The organism is Enorma phocaeensis (assembly GCF_900186505.1).
Classification (GTDB): domain Bacteria; phylum Actinomycetota; class Coriobacteriia; order Coriobacteriales; family Coriobacteriaceae; genus Enorma; species Enorma phocaeensis.
The window spans coordinates 282,859-303,713 of the sequence record NZ_LT891969.1; the positions used below are offsets into that span (position 1 = coordinate 282,859).

Consider the following 20,855-nt stretch of genomic DNA (forward strand, 5'->3'; position numbering starts at 1 on the left):
CATCCCTTATGCACGGAAGGGCAGTTCGTCTGCATCCGATTTACTAGAAGGGAGGAAGAAGAAATGGCTGAAGCCACCAAGAAAAAGCGCGGCATGCTGTCGTCGTTCACCATTCTTCTTCTATTGCTTGCAATCGTCGCGATCGTCACCGTCATTGTGTCGGGCGTCGCGCCTGATCAGGTTACCGCTGCTAATCTGAGCGATTTCTTTACCGCGCCCGTCAAGGGTTTTGCTGACGCGCTTCCCGTCTGCCTCTTCGTCTTCATCCTGGGCGGCTTCCTGGGCATGATGACCAAGACGGGCGCGCTTGACAATGGCATCGCCGTGCTCGTCAAGAAGCTCAAGGGTAACGAGATCGCGATCATTCCGGTTCTCATGTGCATCTTCGCCCTAGGTGGCACCACCTATGGCATGTGCGAGGAGACCGTCCCGTTCTACGCCCTGCTCGCCGCCACCATGATGGCAGCTGGCTTCGACCCCATGGTCGGCGCTGCCACCGTTTTGCTCGGTGCCGGTTGCGGCTGCTTGGGCTCCACGGTCAACCCGTTCGCTGTCGGCGCCGCCGTCGACTCCCTGCGCGGCGTGGGCATCGAGGCTGACCAGACCATCATCATCGGCCTCGGCCTCGTCCTCTGCGTGATCACCACGTTCATCTCAATCCTCTTCGTGATGAGCTATGCCAAGAAGGTCAAGGCTGACAAGGGTTCGACCATCCTGTCGCTCCAGGAGCAGCAGAATGCCGAGGAGGCCCATGGAGCCGCTGCGTCCGAGGTTAACAAGGACATCAAGCTCACCGGGCGCCAGAAGGCCGTGCTGGTCATCTTCGCTTTCACGTTCGTCGTCATGATCCTGGGCTTCATCCCCATCGCCGACCTCAACGAGGGCGTTGCCAACTTCTTCGATGCCGGCTCCCAGTGGGAGACCGTCGAGACCGAGATCACCAGCGACGACCTCGCCGCTGCATACGACGATGCCAACGGCTCCGTGACCACCATGGACGGCACCGTCGAGGGCGTTTCCTCCAGCGACGTTCAGACCGCCCAGGGCTGGTCTGCCGTCATCACGGGCCTGCCGATCGGTCAATGGTACTTCGATGAGGCGTCCACGTGGTTCTTCATCATGGCTATCGTCATCGGCATCGTGGGCGGTCTTTCCGAGAAGGAAATCGTGAACACCTTCATCGCCGGTGCTGCCGACATGATGAGCGTCGTGCTCGTCATCGCGCTCGCCCGCGGCATCTCCGTGCTCATGGCTGCCACGGGACTCGATCTCTACGTCCTGAACGCTGCCGCGAACGCGCTCCAGGGCGTGTCCGGCGTCCTGTTCGCGCCCATCGCGTGGATCATCTACTTCGGGCTGTCCTTCCTCATCCCGTCGACCTCTGGCATGGCTACGGTCTCCATGCCCATCATGGGACCGCTGACCGATGCCCTCGGCTTCTCGCCTGAGGTCATGGTAATGATCTTCTCGAGCGCCATCGGCGTGGTGAACCTGTTCACCCCGACGTCCGGTGCCATCATGGGCGGCCTTGCGCTCGCCCGCATCGAGTGGACGACGTGGCTCAAGTTCGCGATGAAGCTCGTCGTGGTCCTGTCCGTCGTTTGCATCATCGTCGTGACCGCCGCTCTCGTGATCCTTTAATCGCGAGTTCGCTGACCCGCAGGTCGCTTGTCTCCTTGCGGCCTGCGGGGGTCATAAGTCGTCAGCCGGCACGCGCATGGGCGGCGTCGGTGTGACCCTACCTTGCCCCCTCCCGAACCGTGCACGGGAGGGGGCGAATGCGTTTAGTGCGCTTCCCGTGGTCCTATGGCGGCGGCGAAGCGCTTTTTCTCTTTTCGTCTGACGGCTCCGGTATACTGGTTGGGTTCTTGTGAGCGGACGGGAAAGGCAGGGCATATGCGCCAGGGATTCAGTAACGATACGTACATCGAGCTGCAGGCTCAGCAGATTCGCAAGCGTATCGACCAGTTCGGCGGCAAGCTCTACCTTGAGTTCGGCGGCAAGCTGTTTGATGACTACCACGCATCGCGCGTGCTCCCCGGGTTCGAGCCTGATAGCAAGTTCCGCATGCTCAAAAGCCTCTCTGAGGACGTGGAGATCATCATCGCCATCAACGCGAACCATATCGAGAAGAACAAGGCGCGCGGCGATTTGGGCATCACCTATGATGAGGACGTCTTGCGCTTGGCGGACATCTTCCGCAGCAACGGCCTTGCGGTGGCGGCCGTTGTGCTCACGCAGTATGCCGGCCAGCCTGCTGCCGACGTGTTCCGCAAGCGCCTCTCTATGCTCGGCATTCCCTGCAAGCTCCATTATCCGATCGAGGGGTATCCTCACGACATCGATCTGATCGTGTCCGAAGAGGGCTACGGCAAGAACGAGTTTGTGGAGACCTCACGCCCGCTCGTCGTCGTTACGGCGCCGGGTCCTGGTTCCGGCAAGCTCGCGACCTGCCTCTCGCAGGTATATCACGAGCACCGGCATGGCGTTTCTGCCGGGTATGCCAAGTTCGAGACGTTTCCCGTATGGAACCTCCCGCTCAAGCATCCGGTGAACATCGCTTATGAGGCGGCGACCGTCGACCTCGACGATTCGAACATCATCGACTCGTTCCACCTCGAAGCGTACGGAAAAACCGCAGTCAACTACAATCGCGATGTCGAGGCGTTTCCTGTGGTCAAGGCCTTGATGGAGAAGATCATGGGGGAGAGCCCGTATCAGAGCCCCACCGATATGGGCGTCAACATGGTTGGTTTTGCCATCACGGATGACGAGGCCTGTCGCGATGCCGCGTGCATGGAGATCGTGCGCAGGTATTTCACCGCCGCCGTGAACGTGAAGCGTACGGGGACCGGTCAGGGGCTCGTCGACAAGCTCAAGGTCATCATGAAGAAGGCGGGGGTGGGGAAGGACTTGTCGCCTGCCAGATCTGCCGCGCTGCTCAAAGAGGAGACCACGGGGGCGCCCGTGGGCGCCATGGTGCTGCCCGACGGCTCTGTGGTCACTGGCAAGACGTCTGAGCGGCTTGGTGCTGCAAGCTCTCTGCTCATGAATGCCCTCAAGAGCGTAACGGGCGTCGACATTGAGCTCGAGGTCATCAGCAACGAGGCGATCGAGCCCATCAGCAAGCTCAAGACCTCGCAGCTGGGGAGCCATAATCCGCGACTCCATCCCGATGAAACGCTCATCGCGCTCTCAATCACTTCGGCAACGAGCGAGGTCGCGGCGAGGGTTCTCGCCGGCTTGCCCAAGTTGCGCGGGTGCGACGCCTTCTTCTCGGTCATCATCTCCGCTACAGACGAGGCGCTGCTCAAGAAGCTTGGCATCAACGTGTGCTGCGAGCCCAAGTACGAACGCCATACGTACTTCCATCGCTAAGCGTGTCCATAGCAGGGCGCGATTCTAGGCGGGCATTCGGTCGATCCGGGTGCTCGTTTTGCTTATGGCGGCAACGTCAGCGTCTTGGACCTGCCCGGCTCCGAGCGGGCGGCATGCGGCTAGCTTCCCATACGAAAACAGGCCCCCGAAGGAGCCTGCTCAAGTTCTTGGTAGCCCGTACCAGATTCGAACTGGTGATCTCCGCCTTGAGAGGGCGGCGTCCTAAACCGCTAGACGAACGGGCCATATGGCTGGGATGGAGGGAGTCGAACCCCCATTGACGGAACCAGAATCCGCTGTCCTGCCATTAGACGACATCCCAGTGGAAACACAACCTTGCGGTCGCGCAGATAGATATATTACGGCAGCAGACATGAGAGCGCAAGCCCTAATTTCTTGAATAATTATGTGGCGATGGGCTGCGCATAGCAAAACAGGCCCCCGAAGGAGCCTGCTCAAGTTCTTGGTAGCCCGTACCAGATTCGAACTGGTGATCTCCGCCTTGAGAGGGCGGCGTCCTAAACCGCTAGACGAACGGGCCATGTGGTGAGCACGCGTGCTCAGCGAAAAGAATATTACGGGAAGCGTCGCGTCTGCGCAAGAGGCAATTTCCAAGAGCGTGAAGTTGTGGGCAACTCGTGGAGTGCAGTCGTGAGAGCGCGCCTAAACTGCCGAAGCTTCGATGATTCCAAGCTGCTTGAGCTTCGCTGCGCTCTCCTCGCGGGGTAGACGGCGCGCACCCCACATGTCGGCTAGCATCTCGATGCCCTCGAGGTCGAAGACGCGCGCCGTCCCCGTCTCGCGAACAACGGGTACTTTGACCGAGGACGGCTTATCGCTCCCGATGCCCGTGCACCCGCATCCGCACTCGACGTTGCTGCGCGCGATCTCGATGAGCGCATCGACCATGGCGGTGGCTGGCATGCCGTAGACCTTGGCGTCCCAACCCTGTTCCTCAAGATGGATGCGGGCTAGCACGGCATCGTTCTCGTCAATGCCCTCAAAGCCGTGGGGGAGATAGCTGGAGAGAAGACCAACGAGTTTGTCTTCCAGGCATTTGTCGTAGAAGAGCGCACCGGTGAAGCTCGTGCACGCTGCCGCGAGGCGCGGTGGAAGAGCGTCCATCTCGCGCAGTTCGACGAAGCCCTTGAGGCGTACGTTGGGGAAGACCATCGACAGCAGGTGCATGAGCTCCGAGCGTTCCAAGGGCCGTTCGGACATAAGGTCACGGGTGTAGCGGTCGCCTGTCGAGGTTGTGGCGTGCTGGGCATCGGTGAAGAGGATGGGCTTAACGCCGGATACCCACAGGATGTAGTCCTCGAACGTGAGCCCTTCCAGCGCACCGGGCACGATGCCGCATCGATCGACATCGACATGATGCCAGATGCGTGAGCGCGCCATACCGGGTGTTGCCTTACCCCGAAAGACAGGGGCATTGTCGAAGAGGAAGGAGAGGAGCGGCCCAAGGAGCGTGGCCATTCGGTAGATGCGCTGTGCGTCTTCCTCGCTCTCGTAATCGAGCGAGACTTGCGTGGAAGCGGTGCAGCGCATCATATCGCGTGCATAGCGACCGCGACGCGACAAGTAGGCGTCCATGTCGCGATACCGGTCTTTAGGGATGAGCTCGAGCTCGAGCGGATCTGTGACAACGGGATTGTAGCCTACGGGCACGAGATGCGCCTGGAGCCCGATGGCGGCGCAGGCGGCGTTGACTTCGGCATCGAAGGAGCGCACGGCATCGTAAAGCGCTTTGACTGAATGCGCCGGCCCGGCGGAGACCTCGATCTGCGCGGCGGGTTCGAGAGAGACGTTGACCTCGACTTCCTCAAGATCGGTCTCGATACTGTAGGCGAGGCCGAGCAAGTGCCCGTCGATTATGATCTGCTCGTCAGCCGCATGATGAGCCGCAAGCTCATGGATCAAGGCGGAGACGCCTCGTTCTCCCGAGAAGGGCACGACCGCGCCCGAATCGTCGATGAGAATCCGCTCGAGCTCGAAGCCAATCTTCTTGCCTGCGGGGTCTTTGTCCCCGCGCTCGAAGAGCTCGATGAGGGCGTCGAGGTTTTGGCGGAAGGAACCGGTGAACGTGGGGATGCAGGTGGCATCTGGCATGGACATGGCTGATCTCCTTAATGGGTGCGTCCAAACCATCCTACCCACTTACCCAGCGGCACAGCATCGCAAAGTTCCGATTAGGTTGAAGTTCAGTGATTCGTTTGCCTTGTGCGAAACGGGCGCAGCACCTCTTCATCGGCACAATAGACACGAATCTGAAGGTAGATGGCTCCTTTTCCAGGGCGACGTGTTCGGGGTCCCGTGCATGGAGTTACGTCGGAGAGCGGCTGCAAGGGTGTTGAGGCCTCTACTTGCACTACAATAGCTATGTTGTGAAGTTCTGCGAATGCGCGTGCGTATTACCAAGGAGAACCATGTCGGAGTCCCCACATAGCGCTTCCCCTAAACCCCGTGTCGACGCTTCGTCTGCGGGCGGAGATGATAAGAAGGGCGCACGGCGCGGCGCGATCTTCATCGGGCTCGTGCTCGTAGCCTATATCGTGTACCTGATCTTCACGGGTCAGATGGCTCAGTTCATCGAGGCGCTGTCCACGGTCGACATGTCGTGGATCGTCGTGGCGTGCCTGTGCATGGTGCTCTACTTCATCTTTGGCGTCGCCGCTTACGCGATCGCCGTTTGGCTTGATCCCGAGTCGCCGGTCGGTATCCGCGATCTCATCTCCGTCGAGGCTTCGGGTGTGTTTTTCGGCAACCTCACGCCCATGATGGTCGGGGGCACGCCGGCTCAGATTTATCGCCTTACCAAGGCGGGCCAGCCCGTGGGCGAGGCGGGTGCCACGCAGTTTACGCGCTACATCGTGTTTCAGGTTGGCCTCGTTGTGTGGGGCGCTATCTTGCTTGCGGTGCGCTTGCCGTTCTTCACCGACCTCTACGGCGATATGACGCTTCTATGCCTGTTCAGCTTCGGTGGACATGTGGTGCTGCTTACGGCGTTGTTCGTGGTGTCTCTCTGCCCGGGCTTCGTGACCAAGCTCGCCACGTGGGCCATCGGTTTCGTTGAGCGCATCGGCGGTGAGAGCGATCGGACTCGCGGATGGCGCGACTACGTGAACAACGAGATCTACTCGTTCTCCCATCATTTCAAGCACGCGGCGGCGCATCTCTCTTCCATGGGCATCACCATGTTGGTGACCATGGCGCAGCTTGCCTTCTTCTACATGGTGCCGTACTTCGTGCTTCTGGCATTTGGAAACCATGATGTCGATTTCCTCTCGTGCCTCGCTGCCGGCGCCTTTATCCAGCTGCTTTCTTCGGCGGTGCCGCTCCCGGGCGGCACGGGTGGTGCCGAGGGCGGCTTCGCGCTGTTCCTGGGTCACTTCTTCGGCGCTTCCGCTACGGCGGGCTACCTGGTTTGGCGCCTGATCACGTTCTTTGCACCCACCATCCTGACGGCACCCCTGCTCGGCCTCAAGTCTGCGCGCCATGCGAGCATCCATGCGCGTTGGGACCGTATCGTGCATGGTGGCGAGCGCCCGCAGCGCGCTGCCTCCGGAACGCGCCGCGTACCTGCCCCTGAGGGTGCTGCACAGCCTGTATCGGCTGCTCCAAAGCGCCCTCGCCGCCAACAGGTCCGCCAGACCGCAGGTGGGATCACGGTTTCGCCGAGCAAGATGCGCCGGAAGAAGAAGTAGACGACGCATCAACAACATGCTCTGGCGCGTTTAGAGCGCTTCTTCGGGAGCTCCTGTGGTGCCGCGCGTGAGGCGCGCGATGCGCGCGAGAAGTGGAACGTGGCGATTGAAGAGGTTGCAGAGGCGCCCGACCGCAAACGCTGAGATGATTGTGCCCGCGCCGAGGCCGTTCAAGTAGCCGAAGAAGACGAACGAGAGCGCGCAGGCGATGATGACCAGCGTGGTGTCAAAGAGCATCTTCACTGACCCGAATGGCCTCTTCGTGACCGATGCGATGGCTCGGACGATTCCCTCTCCGGGCACGGTGATGACATTCGGTGCAACCTCGACGGAGACTCCGAACGCGAGGATGACGCAGCCGAGGGTGAGCGAGGCGAGTTGGGCGGGCAGGGTTGCGGGCTCGAGCCACGTGAGAAAAGCCATGCTCACGTCGATGAGTGCGCTAAAGAGCAGGTTGACCACGATCTGGAACAACTGGATTGGTTTGAAGTCGCGTCGGAGCAGCACAATCTGAAGCACGATATAGACGAGGTTCATCGCGAAGGTGGTCTCACCGAAGGTGGGTGGGAAGGCGAGGTCGAGCACATAAGGAATACTCGAAATAGGCGAGGTGCCGAGCGCTGCCTTGGTGATGAACGCGACGCCGAAGCTGTTGATGCACACTCCGAGGATGAACCAGAGATAGCGCTGGATGAGACGCTCGGAATGCAGCCGCGCTGCAAGGCGGGGCGTGCTCGCGGGTTCCTTGGTGGGGGAGGCGGTCTGCGAGGAGTGGGCGTCCGCGGCGCCCTGCCCGAGCGAGTCACTCTGCATCACGGAGCCTTCTGCCGAAACCTTCGCCTGTTCCATCATGCGCAGGTCCCCTCCTCGTTGGCTTGTAGATTCTCGATTACCCTATCGAGCAGGGAGGAGAGCTCCTCGCGCTCTCGCGCGTCGAGACCCTGCCAGGCGATGGCGTCCACCTCGGCACGGAAGTCGAGCACGCGTGCGGCGGCTTCGCGTCCCTTTTGGGTTAGATAGACGGTCGCGACGCGCTTGTCGGCCGGCTTTGCGCGCCGTTCGACGAGCCCCTCATCCTCCATCCGAGCGACGACGCTCGTGACGCTCGACTTGTCCATGACGCACGCGCGCCCGATGTCGCGCTGAGTGCAGCCCTCGTGAAACGCCAGGTGCTCGAGGACCTTGGGTTGTCCCGGCTTGAGGCCGCCTGCACGCGTGCGCGCCTGCATGGCGCGGTTGGAATGCGAGAAGGCGACGAGGAGCTGATGGTGGATGGGCTTCACCGCTTCATCAATGTTCACAGATCTCCTAAAGTTTGTATACAAACAGTTGGTATACAAACTAATACTACCGTCTGCAGTATGAGTCAAGCCGTTTGCGGAAGACCATTGCGTAGAGTTTTCGCTTCGTTGCAGGCGCATTGCTGGCAAGGGGCGCCCTCCCCGACAGAGTTGCAGGTCGGGAAGGGCGCAGGAGCGTATATGCTGCTTGAATGCGAAGAGCTATATCCGGCGCGCAGACAGGTCCGAGTGCGGCTCGCCCCCTAGATCGCATCCTCGCGCAGCGCCTCGACAACGCTTGAGCTGCGGCTGCGACGCATGGCGTATATCACGCTTGCGAGAATGACGATGAGTACGACCACGGCTGAGATGCCCACCTGCATCCATGGAAGGCTGAACTCGTAGGTGCTATACGAGAGGCTCATGGACAGGTAGAGCCCGTAGCTTGCGAGCGCTGCCAGGGCAAGGCCGATCGCAAAGCCCCGCAGTGCATAGCTCGCGCACTCGTAGGCGATCATGCGGCGGAAGGCGTGGTTGCCCATGCCCACAGATTTGAGCATCGCGAACTCGCGCTGACGAAGGATGAGGGCGTTCGCAAGCGTGTTGAAGACGTTTGCCACCGCGATGAGCCCCGTGATAACGGCGAAGCAGTAGATGAAGGTGTTGACCGTAGTGGCCATGAGACGTGCTTGGAGCTTGCCCTGAGCAACGTTCGTATACGCGATATCAAGCTCGGGGTAGTCCTCGGCAATCGATTCGATTGCCTCTTGGGCCTGGGTGGCGGCAGAGGCGTCGCCGCCTGCATCGATGGACATGCTGGCCCGTAGATACCCCGTGTTCGCGGAAAGGTCGATGGCGGAGGCAGGCAAGATGAGCTGGAGCGTGCCTGAGGAATCCACGCAAACAGGGCGAGTGTCGGCAAGCGCGCCCACCTCGATGTTCTGCGTGCTCGCAACTGCTTCATCATAGGGCAGGTAGGCCGGATCTCCATCGTTGTCGAAATACAGGGCTCGCAGGCCACCTGCGGGATCGTCCTCAATGCTGGAAACGAAGTGCCCGTTCAAATCGGCAAACTCGAGGGATTCAATCGTTCCCTCGGCTTTGAACGGCTGATAGTTGCCGTACGTTTCTCCGTTGTTGACGTCGTAAGAATTCACCGCGATGGCAAGCGGGCGGGCAGGGTCGCAGAACGTGGCGCGATCAAGCCCGAGCGAGTCGACGTAGGCCTCCCACGTTGCTCCATCGACGAAGTTCACATAGACAGACCCATACCATGAGCCGTTCGCGAGGAGCGGTGCGCTTCCGTCGAGGCCCATGATGCCATCGTTCAGCATGCCCGCGGGGATGAGCGCATCGGCCACGTAGCTCGTCATATACCCATTGGGCGTCGCCCCATCAATGGTCTGTACGTCCGCGTAGAAGCGCGAGAGGGCATCCTGCATGCCGGGGCCATCAACCTTGCCGTCTGCGAGCGCGAGTGACTGGTCGGCGCCGGCGCCGGTCACATCGATGTAGAGCAGCAGGTCCTTGCCTTCCATGGTATCGACGGCCGTGCCGCTGGCATAGCTCATGACATCGGCGATGGAACCGGACGTTATGAGGAGGGCAACCGAGACGGCGAGGGCGGCAACGGTGACGCGTCCCTTCGAGGAGGCCCGGGTAAGGTTTTTATGGGCGATGAATCCCGGGATGCCGAAGATGCGGCCTGCGAGACCAAGGGAGCGCTCGGTGGTTTTGGATGCGTTGCGACGGGCTGCTTTTCGCTGTGCGCGGCGTGCCCGCCGAGTGAGGCGAACATCCTGCGTTTGGCGGATGGCGTCTACAGCGGAGACGCGGCTGGCGCGGATGGCGGGGATCCATGCGCTTACCAAGAGCGTCACGAGACCGAGTACCGCGGCTATGCCAAGCGCCACGGGGCTCACGATCACGTTTGCCTGAGCTCCGCCGGAAAGCGCTGCGATGCCCTCTCCAAGAAGGCCGAACACCACGAAGCAGCCGGTGACTCCGAACGCGATTCCAATTGGGATGCCAACTCCGCCGATGGCAAGCGCTTCGATGAGCACGGTGCGACGCAGCTGCCGGCGACTGGCTCCTAGGCTCGAGAGCAGGCCGAATTGCCTCGTGCGCTCGGCAACCGAGATGGCGAAGCTGTTGTAGACGAGCGAGACGCCTGCAATCACCACGACGGCGGCAAGGATGCCCGCGATCTGATAGAGCGTGTTCCAGATGGCCGTATCGGGCGTAACTCCCATCCAACGGATGAGGGAGGTGTGGGCCGTTGATGCACCGTCAGTGGTTCGCTCATGCACATTGACGATCTCGTCGGCGAGGGGCTCGGCATCAGCGGGGTTTGCGGTGCGGAAGATTGCTCCAGCCCAGGTGGCGGCGGAATCGTCGGTGATTGCGCGATTGACAGCGCTGCCGTCGTCGTAGACGTAGGCGATGTTGCCTTGGAGCGAATAGAGGCTGGAGTAACCGTATGCACGGTAGAAGCCCACGACGGTACCCTCGATCTGTCCGAGGTCTGCCGTATATGTTTCAGTTTGCGCACTGTCGTCGATGTAATCGCCGCGAATCGCGGTTACTGTGGCGCTCGCTCCATCTTCCCGGTTGGTGACCGTGCGCGTACCCAAATCGAGCGTGATGCGGCTTCCGACTTCAATCGTTCCGCCATCTGCCGCGGTCAGCCCACACGGGGCGAGCTCAGCGTTCTGAAGCGGATGGGGGAGCAAGATCTCGCCTGGGGCCTCGGGCGCACGGCCGGCAACGATCTCTGGGGTCGAGATGAGGGGCTCGCTCGCATCCAGGTCGTGCGGCCACGTCTTTGCGTACAGGTATTTTCCGAAGATGTCCGAGTTGTCCTCGCCGAGCGAGATGGTGCCCATGTCGGCAATAACGGTGAGGTCGGTGACTTCTTGGTCACTCTGCAAGCGCTCGAGATCATCCGCTGTGATGCCGGCGGCTTCCGCGTACCACCAGCCCTCATCGGACGCGGTGCGCTCGATGAGCATGCTCGTGAGCGAGACGACGCTGGTAAGCACAGCGGTGATGAGCGCGACCGAAAGCGCTACGCCGATGATCGAGACGATGGTGCGCGTACGGTTACGCTTGAGCGAACGCAGCGCGAAGCGCGAGAAGACGCTCATCTTAGCGCACCTCCTGCGGAGCCGCGGTGTCATGGCCGTTTGCTCCCGGCGCGGCGTAGTGGGCGGCTCCTCCCCGTCCCGCCTCGCCGCGGACCGAGACCGTGCGCACTTCTCGCCTGCGCTCGTCGCGTACGAGGCGGCCGTCCTCGATGGAGAGGACGCGGTCTGCCATGAGGGCGATGTCCTCGTCGTGCGTGATGACGATGAGCGTCTGCTTGAGTTGGCGGTTGGAATCGCGCAGGAGCTGCATGATCTCGCCTGAGTTCTTGGAGTCGAGGTTGCCTGTGGGCTCGTCGGCAAGTACGACCGCCGGAGCGTTCATGAGCGCGCGGCCGATGGCGACGCGCTGCTGCTGGCCGCCGGAGAGCTGGTTGGGCAGGTAGCGCTCGCGACCGGTGAGGTTGAGAGCACGCAGCAGCATGCTGAGTCGCTTCTGGTTGATGTCGCGCCCGTCCATCTGCACGGGGAGGGTCATGTTCTCCACCACGTCGAGTACGGGGATAAGGTTGTAGAACTGGTAGACGAGGCCCACCTCGCGGCGGCGGAAGACGGCAAGCTCCTCGTCGGAGCGGGCGAAGATGTCCTGGCCCTGCAGGCGCACGGTGCCCGAGGTGGGGCGGTCGACGCCGCCCATGAGATGCAGCAGGGTGGACTTGCCCGAGCCCGAGCTGCCGATGATGGCGATGAACTCGCCGGCTTCGACGGTGAAGCTCACGTCGTCGAGTGCGCGCACGGCGGTGTCGCCGGTACCGTAGACCTTGGTGAGGTGCTCAACGGAAAGGATGTTCATAGATGGCCCCTTCTGGTGGCAGGGATACGTCATCTACGATACTGGACTTCGCCGCTTGCGCCCACGTGACCGCCGCGTGACGATTCTGTCACATGGGACGGGGCGAGGAAAGCTGCCCGCCTTTAGACCTATGGCCTTGCCCCATTGCCTCGGCAGCCATGCTAGACGACGGCCTTGAAGAAGGAGATATCGAACTGGGCGCCAGTACATTCTCCGTGCGTACCGTGCACGTTGCTTGCGGAAAGCGTTCCGCCTTGCGCGTTGATGAGGCCCTGCGCAAGGGATAGCCCTATGCCCACGCCCGCAGGGTCGACCGCGTTGCCGGCGGCCCCGTGCGTACCGCGGTAGAAGCGCTCGAAGATATGCGGCAGGTCCTCCTCGGCGATGCCCGGTCCTGTGTCCGTCACGCGAATGCGGCAGGCCAGTGCATCCTCCCACGCATCGACGCGTACGGTGCCGCCCACCGGCGTGTGCTCCATGCAGTTCTTGAGGATGTTGCCGAGCGCCTCGGTCGTCCAGGCGGCGTCGCCGGTATAGCTGCAGGCGGGCTCGATGGAGCACTCGAGCGAGACCTCGGCGATGTCGAAGGCGATGGCCAGCGGTGATGCCGCCTCGTCGACCATGCGCGCGACGTCGACTTCCTCGCGTCTTAGCTCGATGGTCCCGGCATCGAGCCGCGCGAGCTTGAGCAGGACGGATACGAGCCGTTCGACGCGCCGCTCGAGCTGCTCGATGCGACGCAGCCTCTCGACCTCGCCATCCAGGCCTCCCGCTGCAACAAGGTTCTTGCGTACGACTTCGGTGGTGACGGAGATGGAGGTGAGCGGCGTCTTGATCTGGTGCGAGATATCGGCGAGGGCATCAGCGAGGGCCTGTTTCTCGTGCGCGAGCTCGTCAACCGAGAGGTTGAGTCGGGCGACCATCTTATCGATCTCGCTTTCGAGGACAGCGAGCTCGCCTTCATCCATATTCGCCAAGCTTACCTCTCGCTCTCCGTGCAATACGGCATCAACGCGCCCTGCTAAGGTGGCGAGCTTGCGGTAGCGTGTCCAGGTAAGCAGCAGGAAAGGAAGCGCGCTTACCGCGCAAGCGCCGGCAGTGCAGAGCCCGGCGTTAAGGCCAAAGGCTCGAGTAGCAAGGATTCCCGCTGCCGCAACGAGCACAAGCCAGATGATGAGCGTGCGGAGGAGTTCGCGGTTGCGCGACAGCATGGCCCTCTATCCAATCGCCTTGTAGCCGAGCCCTCGCACCGTTACGATGAGCTGCGGATTCGCAGGATCGGATTCAACCTTGTTTCGCAGGCGCTTGATGTAGACGGAAAGGGTGTTCTCCTCGATATAGGTGCCCACGTCGTCCCAGAGCGCGTTGCGGATCATCTCACGCGTTACGAGCTTGCCTACATTGGTGGCGAAGAGCAGCAGCAGGCGGTATTCAAGAGCGGAGAGCACAAGCTCGCGGCCGTTGCGCTCCACATGGGCGCGTTCGGTGTCTATGACAAGGTCGCCCAGGTGCACGAGGCGCGTTTGGGGCTGGGAGCGCCGTATCGCCGCTGCGATGCGGGCGAGGAGCTCGCGCGGGCGGAAGGGCTTGGCCACGTAGTCGTCGGCCCCCATCTGTATGCCAGTGACCGTGTCGAATTCGTCATCCGATGCGGTGAGGAAGATGACCGGAAGCTGCGGCAGCTCGCGCTTGATGGCGCCGCAGACCGCGAAGCCGTTGCCCTGGGCGAGTGTCACGTCAAGCAGTACGAGCTGGTAGGGTGCAGATGTCTGGGCGCTCGCGAGCTGCCCCGCGACCGCTCCTGTTGCTGCAGCACGACCCGCCCCCGCGCCGCCGAGGACGCGCTCGATGGCGTCCGTCTGCGTGGAGACGCTATCGACAAGATAACCCTCGCCGGTGAGGAGCTCGCCTAAGGACTCGACGATCGTAGGATCGTCTTCTACTAGTAAGATTCGTGCGGTCACGACAGTCTCCTCAGTAATGGACCACGACGCAGACGCCCACGGACACCATCTCGAAAAGCTCCTGCGCCTTTGCGGGCGGCAGGTTCACGCAGCCGTGGCTGCCAACGCTGCGAAACGCGTTGCGGTCGTTGAACGAAGCCTCACTCTGCCACGAGGCATCGTGCAGGCCCACGACGCTGCCGATGAACGGCATCCAGTACGAGACCGGCGTCTCATACTCGGGCTCGCCCGTCTCGGGGTCCTTCTTGCCGATGAGGGTGACGTCGCGCGAACGGGCGCGCAGCCAGTACACGCCGGTCGGGGTGCTGTTTCCCTGGTTGGGGTTTCCGGTGATGACGTTGGACTCCCACAGCACGTTGCCGTTGGCATCGTAGTACCGGGCATGTTGCTCAGAGATGTCGATATCGATGTAGGAGCCCCAGTCGCGCGCGCCTGCGCCGGCGTAGCGGTCGCCTTCACGCGAGGTGGGCACGTCGATCGAGCCGGTCTGCTTTTGGGTCACGGCGTCCAGGACGAGCTGGCTGAACGCCTCCGTATCGACGCTCCATCCAAAGGTGCCGCCGGATACGGTGACCTCCTTGCCGTCCTCGCGCGTGTACGTCCGTTCGGTGCCTACGGTCGTGAGCGACTTCGCAAGGTCTTGCGCCCAGGTGGCGACCGCCTCCTGGTCGATCGACGGAGTGAGCGACTCGTCGAAGACGATCCACTGGGCGACGGTGGAGCTGTCGATGCTCGCAACTTCCGTGCCGCCCATCTGGAAGGTAACCTGCGTGCCGAGAAGCTGGTTCGCGCTGTCGCATACGCTTTCGAGCTGCTCGTCGTCGATGTTTCCGTTGAGCGGAACGAATGCATCGGTGCCGAGTGCGTCGAGCGACGCGGTGGCGTCGAGCCGCGACAGGGCGAGCTCGGCAAGGGCGATGACGTTCTCTCGGTTGAGCTTCTCGTTCGAGCGAGCACGCTCAACCGTGAAGGCACCCTGCTCTCCATCGAATGCGCTGGCGGCGTCAAACGTGCCTGAGCGGCCCTCGTTGAAAGCGTCGATCGCAGCTCCGAGGGACTCTTCGAACGCGGCTTGGTCGAAGTCGCTGGAGAAGAGCGAGAAGTCGGGTTCCGCTCCGAGGTCGAGCGAGGTGGACGTCGTCTGCTCGTTCGCGGAGGTAAGGGCTTCATAGAGCATGATGGGCCACTTGAAGGGCTCGTTCTGCGCGAGAACGGCCTCTGCAGCAGCGGAGGCTGAGATGAGCGCGTCGGCATTTTCCGGGGCATACTGCCAGCTGAAGCCCGATCCCTCGATCGTGAGCGTGTAGCGGTTCACCGCCGAGCGGATGCGCGCCTCAGCGCTGCCGGCGTTGACAAGCGATACATCTGCCCCGGCGATGGTGGTCCCGGGGTAGTAGATATTCGAGAAGATGACTACGCCTGCCCCGTAGACGATAACGATGAGCAGAACGAGGCCGATAAGCAGACGACGCAAGAGCTTGCCGCGCCGACGCGGCTCAAGCTCGGGAACGCGAACCGGCTTCGGGGCATTGACCGAACGCCCGTCGTCATTGGTCGTTCGGCTGGACGTATTGTCCTTGGTGGCGAAGTGGCCCCTGCCAGGTTTCACAGGTAAGGGTGCGGTCACCGAGGAACGCGACGTATCTTCAGGGAGGGGCATCGAGGCACCGTCTTCCAGCTATAGGTTGCTACACGTACGCGATTATACCTGTCTGTCGGGACAAGGTTCCATAGCAGCTGACACATCATAACCAATGACGCGGGCTCCGTGCTCGCTGCCAGTTCCCTGCACTGCGACTTGCTCCGCTGGTGCTGCGTTTACTGCTGCGAGGCGGGATCGTCGCTGCGCAGCAGTAGACACGCGCTCATTTATGCCTTGCTGCAAGCTGCGCATGCGGCGCAGGCGCTTGGGGCTTGGGCGATCCCGCCTTTTGCCGTCTCGCGCAGGGATGAGGGTAGGGCGCGGCCCACATCGCGCATGACGATCGCCATCTCATCGAAGGGGACGAGGCTGCCCACACCCGAGAGCGCGAGCTGGGCGGACGAGAACGCCGCGGCCACACCGATGGCGTTGCGATTCTGGCAGGGGACCTCCACGAGGCCGCCGACCGGGTCGCAGACGAGACCAAGCAGGTTGCCGAGGGCGATGGAGGAGGCGTCGAGCGCTTGGGCCGGAGTGCCCCCGTTGAGTTCGACCAGCGCTGCCGCCGCCATTGCCGCCGCGCTGCCGACCTCGGCCTGGCAGCCGCCCTCCGCTCCCGCCACGCTCGCGTTGAGCGAGAGCAGAAGGCCCACGGCGGCAGCGGTGTAGAGCGCTTCCGCCACGTCTTCGTCATCTGCGTCGACGGCTTCCGCAGCTGCTAAGACGCAGCCCGGGACCACGCCGGCAGATCCGGCGGTAGGGGCGGCCACGATGACGCCCATCGCCGCGCTGCGCTCGAGAACCGCCATGGCACGGGCGACGGCGTTGCTCTGCACGGCACCCATAAGAACGCCCGCCAACGATCCTGCTCCCTGCTGCACGAGCGCCGCCTCGCCGCCGATGAGCCCGCCGAGAGAGCGAGCGGGATGCTCTATCGGCGCGGTGGTCTCGGCGCGCATGGCATCGATCACCTGCGCCATGGCGGCGTGCGCCGATGCGATGCCTTGGAGCGATTCCTCTCGGGCGCGCATGACTGCGCCCAAAGACCCTCCCAGATCCTTGGTACAAGCAAGGAGCTCCTTTGCATTCGTGAAGGAAGGGGAGATCTCGGTGCCTGTGCGCGCGGGCGCGGCGCCGGGAACGCGGATGAGGGTCGCGATGCGCACCTCGGGATGAGCTCGGAGGGATTCCAGGAGGTCGGTTAGGTCTGCGCCTTGGGGCAAATCGTCGAGTTCGAAGACCGTGTAGGCGGCACCCCCTCGCTCCGTGCGATAGGTGCGCATGAACGCGATGTTCACGGAGCGGTTCGAGAGATGGACGGTAAGCGCTGCGAGCACGCCGCGCACATCTCGATGCGCTACGAAGATGGTGTCGTACTCGCCGGTGATCTTCACATCGATGCCGTTGATGCGCGAGAGGCGCACGCGCCCGCCGCCAAGGCTTTCGCCGCGGACCGAGCAGGTTGCTCCCGCGCGGTCGCGCATCTCGATATCGACGGTGTTGGGGTGCAGGTGCTCGTTATCCTCACCGGGGACGAACTCGAAGGCCAGCCCTCGTTCCTCGGCAAGCGAGAAGGCATCGCGGATACGTTCGTCATCGGTGGCGAGCCCGAGGATGCCTGCGACGAGCGCTCGATCGGTACCGTGGCCCCGATAGGTATGGGCGAAGCTGTTATGCAGGACGAATCGCACTGATTCGACAGGCTGCTCCATGAGCGAGGCGGCAACCTGGGCGCATCTGAGGGCACCTGCCGTATGGGAAGAGGAGGGTCCCACCATGATGGGGCCCAGAATCTCGAAGGCGGAGGTGGTGAGATGCGGCTGCGGCATGGCTGCTCCCTTGTGGCAATACAACCGACCAGGCTTGGTCGCGGGTTCTGATGATCGCCATTCCATGATAGCGGTTAGGGGCCACGGGTTGGGGAGCGCGGCTGTGCGGCGGCAAAACGCGGGGTCTTCTGCAAATGGCCCCGATACCATGAGATACTGTCTTCATGGCGCGGTTCTTCCAGGGATGGGGAATAGGAGACGATTCCGTGGAGTATCTCAAGCTCATCGGTATCGTGATCATCGTGGTCGGCTTCGCGTGCAAGCTCGACTCGATCTTGGTCATCATGGTCGCTGCGATTGCAACGGCGCTCGTGGCGGGGCTCGACCTGCTCACATTCTTCCAAACGCTCGGGCAGAGCTTCGTCGACATTCCCGCGCTCTGCATCGGCGTCTTCGCGCTCGCGTTCGCGCTCTTCACGCCCATCAGCTCCCTCGTTGGCATCGGCGTGGGCGTGCTCGCGGCCGCGCTCAGCCTCATAGCGTATTCGCGCAAGAACAAGCCGCGCGTGTTTCTCGATGACGCACGGCGCATGCTCGATGCGGGCGGGCCCCTCTCCCTGCTTCCCATCTTGCTTGCGGGCCTCGGTGCCGTATTCACCGCAGCCGGTGTGGGCGAGGTCATCTCAGGCATGGTCTCGTCGGTCATCCCCGAGGGCAATATGGTGGTGGGTATCATCGTCTACGCCTTCACCATGGTCATGGGCAACGCGTTCGCTGCGATCACGGTTATGACCGTGGGCGTGGGCGCGCCCTTCGTGCTGGCGCTTGGCGCGGATCCGGTGGTGGTGGGTAGCGTCGCGCTCACCTGCGGGTATTGCGGCACGCTCTGCACGCCCATGGCCGCAAACTTCAACATGGTGCCCGTGGCCATCCTCGATATGAAGGACAAGAACGGCGTCATCAAGAAGCAGATTCCCATCGTGCTCGTGATGCTCGCCGTGCAGATCGTGTACATGATCGCGATGGCGTAGGAAATGCGGCCGCCGCACGAGAGGCTGCGGCGGCCTGTGATGGATGTGCAGGCGCGCTGCGCGATGCCGCGCACCTTCGAGGGAAAGGATGGACGGCATGAAGATTCTCGTCACTGGGTTCGAGCCCTTCGATGGAGCGACTATTAACCCCGCACGGGAGGCGGTGAAGCGCCTGCCCGAGACGGTGGCGGGCGCTGAGGTCGTCAAGGTTGAGCTGCCGGTTGTGTTTGGCCGTGAGCGCGAGGTTCTGAGCGCCGCCGTGGCTGAGCACGAGCCCGATGCCGTTGTGTGCATAGGCCAGGCGGGCGGTCGCACGCATGTCACGCCCGAGTTCGTGGGCATCAACTACGCGCACGCCCGTATCCCCGATAACGAGGGTAACCAGCCGCTCGCGCAGCCCATCGTAGCGGGCGGCCCCGACGCGTACTTTACGAAGCTGCCGGTGCATGCCATGGTCGAGCGCATGCGGGCGGCGGGAATCCCCGCGGCGGTGTCCTACACGGCTGGTACGTTCTGCTGCAACGAGATTCTCTACACGGTCCTCCATCTGTGCGCCACCGAGTATCCCGCTATGCGCGCCGGCTTCATCCATGTTCCCTATGCGACCGAGCAGGTGGCGCATATGGCCGAGGGCACGGCATCGCTGCCGGTGGAGACCATGGTCGCCGGCCTCACGCTCGCCCTTGAGGCGATCGTCGAGTATCCGGAGGGCGATGCTACGGGTGTTGGCGGTGGTAGCGAGCACTAGGTAGGTCTGCCGCGCGGAGGCAGGGGTAGCGCGAGCCCGGTAGGGCGGGGCGCCGCCAATCGTCGCTTCCATACCGAGGGAGGAACCTCATGCACAGCAGCTTGCGAAGGGCCGGCAAGATTATTGCCGTCGTTGCTGTAGGGACGTTGTGCGCAGCTGCGCTGGTGCTTGCGGCAGGTTCGTGGTGGTTCGCTCCAGATGAGGGGGCAACGGCGCGCTACCCGCTTATGCCGAGCCCGGTCGATTTCGATGGTGACGGCATCGATGACTATACCGATATCCTAGATGGTGCTCGCGCAGAGGCGATGGCGGCTCCCGTCTACGATGCCGGTTACTACGAAGGTGGTTATCCGCCTGATGATCGCGGCGCCTGCACCGATACGGTATGGCGAGCCTTCGCCACGGCGGGCTATGACTTGAAAGGCATGGTCGATGCGGATATCGCGCGCGACCCGACAGCTTATGCCCGGGTTGTTTCCAGCCCCGATCCAAACATCGACTTTCGCCGCGTGGGCGTGCTCCAAGTGTTCTTCTCTCGCTATGCCGTGGAGTTGGGATGCGATACCGCCGATGCCGCCTCGTGGCAGGCGGGTGACATCGTGGTCTTTGGCGACGCGGAGCATATCGGGATCGTCTCGGATCGGCGCGATGCGCGCGGCGTGCCGTTCATCATCCATAACATGGGGCAGCCGTTTCGCGAGGAGGACTACCTGGCCTATCCTTGGGCCATGCATCCCACCGCGCACTATCGCTTCGATGCGACGAGGGTTGCATCTGAGGTGCTCGTATCGTTTCGCGGAGCGCTTCCAAGCTGGAGCCAGGCGCAAGAGGGCGGCATATACGATGCCGCTGTCCTCCAGGTGAGCTGCTATCCATCGCTCGGTCCGGCGGGGGAGGCGTATACCACAGACCCCGGCTTGATCGACCGAGCATGGGACCTCCTCTCTGGTCCGTGCTCGTATTTGCCGGGTGACCCGCAGGGCGAACAGCTTGGCGGAGACGTCGTAGGCGGCTATTCGGCCAGTATCTCGCTCATTGCAGCTGATGGAAGAACGCTGGCCTCGGTCGCGCTTTCGACGCATGATGGCGCGTGGTATCGCGAGGTGGGTGGAGCGAAGTTCGCATACGATAATGCGGGCGCAATCGAAGAGTTCACCGATGAGTGCATCGAGCAGGCTCGCGAGGAGACGTATCTTGCGGAGAGCGAGGGTCGCATGCTTCCGGCAGACGAGCGAACGTGGCTCACGCCCGAGGAATATGAGAGCGGCATCTCCACTGGAGTTGCCTCGCAGCCGTAGGCGAGATTGGTAACATTGAGGGCCCGCTTCTCGAGCGAGCCCTCTGAACAAGCCTTTGATGCAGGTTGTGCCTTTGCGGCGCATTGCGCACCGTCAAGATGT

General features: G+C 62.4%; 15 protein-coding genes and 3 tRNA genes. 6 read left to right on the forward strand and 12 right to left on the reverse strand.

Translation table 11 applies throughout. From position 1 onward, the window contains the following. Positions 1–63: 63 nt before the first annotated feature. Positions 64–1,641, forward strand: coding sequence for a YfcC family protein (locus tag C1717_RS04225; protein WP_102371986.1), 1,578 nt, complete (start codon positions 64–66; stop codon positions 1,639–1,641). Between the two features lie 255 nt (positions 1,642–1,896). Further along, a complete protein-coding gene (locus tag C1717_RS04230; RefSeq protein WP_102371987.1) occupies positions 1,897–3,378 on the forward strand; it encodes a DUF1846 domain-containing protein in 1,482 nt (493 codons plus the stop codon). 168 nt (positions 3,379–3,546) lie between these two features. On the opposite strand, the gene C1717_RS04235 is transcribed toward C1717_RS04230, so the two are convergent. From C1717_RS04235 to C1717_RS04250, 4 genes are all read right to left on the reverse strand, one after another. After that, positions 3,547–3,623, reverse strand: a tRNA-Glu gene (locus C1717_RS04235). 3 nt (positions 3,624–3,626) lie between these two features. Next, a tRNA-Gln gene (locus tag C1717_RS04240) sits at positions 3,627–3,700 on the reverse strand. Between the two features lie 142 nt (positions 3,701–3,842). Continuing rightward, a tRNA-Glu gene (locus tag C1717_RS04245) sits at positions 3,843–3,919 on the reverse strand. Positions 3,920–4,041: 122 nt separating this feature from the next. Then, the gene (locus C1717_RS04250; protein WP_102371988.1) at positions 4,042–5,496 is read right to left on the reverse strand and encodes a glutamate-cysteine ligase family protein; all 1,455 of its coding nucleotides are present in this window, start codon (positions 5,494–5,496) and stop codon (positions 4,042–4,044) included. 311 nt (positions 5,497–5,807) lie between these two features. Between C1717_RS04250 and C1717_RS04255 the strand changes: the two genes are divergently transcribed. After that, positions 5,808–7,085, forward strand: a complete 1,278-nt coding sequence (locus tag C1717_RS04255; protein ID WP_102371989.1) for a lysylphosphatidylglycerol synthase transmembrane domain-containing protein — start codon at positions 5,808–5,810, stop codon at positions 7,083–7,085. Between the two features lie 30 nt (positions 7,086–7,115). Here the strand turns inward: C1717_RS04255 and C1717_RS04260 are convergent, their stop codons facing one another. The 8 genes from C1717_RS04260 to sdaAA all read right to left on the reverse strand — a co-directional run bounded on the left by C1717_RS04260 (position 7,116) and on the right by sdaAA (position 17,736). Continuing rightward, a complete protein-coding gene (locus C1717_RS04260; protein WP_245859434.1) occupies positions 7,116–7,937 on the reverse strand; it encodes a YczE/YyaS/YitT family protein in 822 nt (273 codons plus the stop codon). After that, entirely contained in the window at positions 7,934–8,386 is a 453-nt protein-coding gene (locus tag C1717_RS04265; protein WP_245859436.1) for a MarR family winged helix-turn-helix transcriptional regulator, read from the reverse strand. The genes C1717_RS04260 and C1717_RS04265 overlap by 4 nt, the downstream gene beginning before the upstream one ends. A 242-nt stretch (positions 8,387–8,628) precedes the next feature. Next, positions 8,629–11,511, reverse strand: coding sequence for an ABC transporter permease (locus tag C1717_RS04270; RefSeq protein WP_102371991.1), 2,883 nt, complete (start codon positions 11,509–11,511; stop codon positions 8,629–8,631). A gap of 1 nt (position 11,512) precedes the next feature. Beyond that, positions 11,513–12,301, reverse strand: a complete 789-nt coding sequence (locus C1717_RS04275; RefSeq protein WP_245859438.1) for an ABC transporter ATP-binding protein — start codon at positions 12,299–12,301, stop codon at positions 11,513–11,515. A gap of 161 nt (positions 12,302–12,462) precedes the next feature. Next, entirely contained in the window at positions 12,463–13,512 is a 1,050-nt protein-coding gene (locus C1717_RS04280; RefSeq protein ID WP_245859441.1) for a sensor histidine kinase, read from the reverse strand. A 6-nt stretch (positions 13,513–13,518) separates the two neighbouring features. Next, a complete protein-coding gene (locus C1717_RS04285; RefSeq protein WP_102371992.1) occupies positions 13,519–14,265 on the reverse strand; it encodes a response regulator transcription factor in 747 nt (248 codons plus the stop codon). A 10-nt stretch (positions 14,266–14,275) separates the two neighbouring features. Continuing rightward, positions 14,276–15,925 carry a L,D-transpeptidase family protein gene (locus C1717_RS04290; RefSeq protein WP_102371993.1) on the reverse strand — a complete coding sequence of 550 codons (1,650 nt, stop codon included), beginning with the start codon at positions 15,923–15,925 and terminating at the stop codon, positions 14,276–14,278. A gap of 209 nt (positions 15,926–16,134) precedes the next feature. Further along, positions 16,135–17,736 (reverse strand): L-serine ammonia-lyase, iron-sulfur-dependent, subunit alpha, encoded by a 1,602-nt coding sequence (gene sdaAA, locus C1717_RS04295; protein ID WP_102371994.1) that lies wholly within the window; start codon positions 17,734–17,736, stop codon positions 16,135–16,137. A 206-nt stretch (positions 17,737–17,942) separates the two neighbouring features. On the opposite strand from sdaAA, the gene C1717_RS04300 reads away from it, so the two are divergent. The 3 genes from C1717_RS04300 (at position 17,943) to C1717_RS04310 (ending at position 20,753) form a co-directional block, all read left to right on the forward strand. Beyond that, positions 17,943–18,707, forward strand: coding sequence for a 5-oxoproline transporter, DUF979 family subunit (locus C1717_RS04300; protein WP_180965836.1), 765 nt, complete (start codon positions 17,943–17,945; stop codon positions 18,705–18,707). A 97-nt stretch (positions 18,708–18,804) separates the two neighbouring features. Beyond that, on the forward strand, positions 18,805–19,455 hold the full coding sequence (gene pcp, locus C1717_RS04305; protein ID WP_102371996.1) for a pyroglutamyl-peptidase I: 651 nt from the start codon (positions 18,805–18,807) through the stop codon (positions 19,453–19,455). Positions 19,456–19,544: 89 nt separating this feature from the next. Next, the gene (locus tag C1717_RS04310) at positions 19,545–20,753 is read left to right on the forward strand and encodes a DUF1287 domain-containing protein (RefSeq protein ID WP_102371997.1); all 1,209 of its coding nucleotides are present in this window, start codon (positions 19,545–19,547) and stop codon (positions 20,751–20,753) included. Positions 20,754–20,855 lie beyond the last annotated feature (102 nt).

Excerpts from the sequence above, each read along its gene's own strand:
- C1717_RS04230 (WP_102371987.1), top strand. The coding sequence starts at position 1,897 with ATGCGCCAGGGATTCAGTAACGATACGTACATCGAGCTGCAGGCTCAG.
- C1717_RS04255 (WP_102371989.1), top strand. The coding sequence starts at position 5,808 with ATGTCGGAGTCCCCACATAGCGCTTCCCCTAAACCCCGTGTCGACGCT.
- C1717_RS04270 (WP_102371991.1), bottom strand. The coding sequence starts at position 11,511 with ATGAGCGTCTTCTCGCGCTTCGCGCTGCGTTCGCTCAAGCGTAACCGT.
- C1717_RS04225 (WP_102371986.1), top strand. The coding sequence starts at position 64 with ATGGCTGAAGCCACCAAGAAAAAGCGCGGCATGCTGTCGTCGTTCACC.
- C1717_RS04275 (WP_245859438.1), bottom strand. The coding sequence starts at position 12,301 with ATGAACATCCTTTCCGTTGAGCACCTCACCAAGGTCTACGGTACCGGC.
- C1717_RS04290 (WP_102371993.1), bottom strand. The coding sequence starts at position 15,925 with ATGCCCCTCCCTGAAGATACGTCGCGTTCCTCGGTGACCGCACCCTTA.
- C1717_RS04260 (WP_245859434.1), bottom strand. The coding sequence starts at position 7,937 with ATGATGGAACAGGCGAAGGTTTCGGCAGAAGGCTCCGTGATGCAGAGT.
- C1717_RS04280 (WP_245859441.1), bottom strand. The coding sequence starts at position 13,512 with ATGCTGTCGCGCAACCGCGAACTCCTCCGCACGCTCATCATCTGGCTT.
- sdaAA (WP_102371994.1), bottom strand. The coding sequence starts at position 17,736 with ATGCCGCAGCCGCATCTCACCACCTCCGCCTTCGAGATTCTGGGCCCC.
- pcp (WP_102371996.1), top strand. The coding sequence starts at position 18,805 with ATGAAGATTCTCGTCACTGGGTTCGAGCCCTTCGATGGAGCGACTATT.
- C1717_RS04310 (WP_102371997.1), top strand. The coding sequence starts at position 19,545 with ATGCACAGCAGCTTGCGAAGGGCCGGCAAGATTATTGCCGTCGTTGCT.
- C1717_RS04250 (WP_102371988.1), bottom strand. The coding sequence starts at position 5,496 with ATGTCCATGCCAGATGCCACCTGCATCCCCACGTTCACCGGTTCCTTC.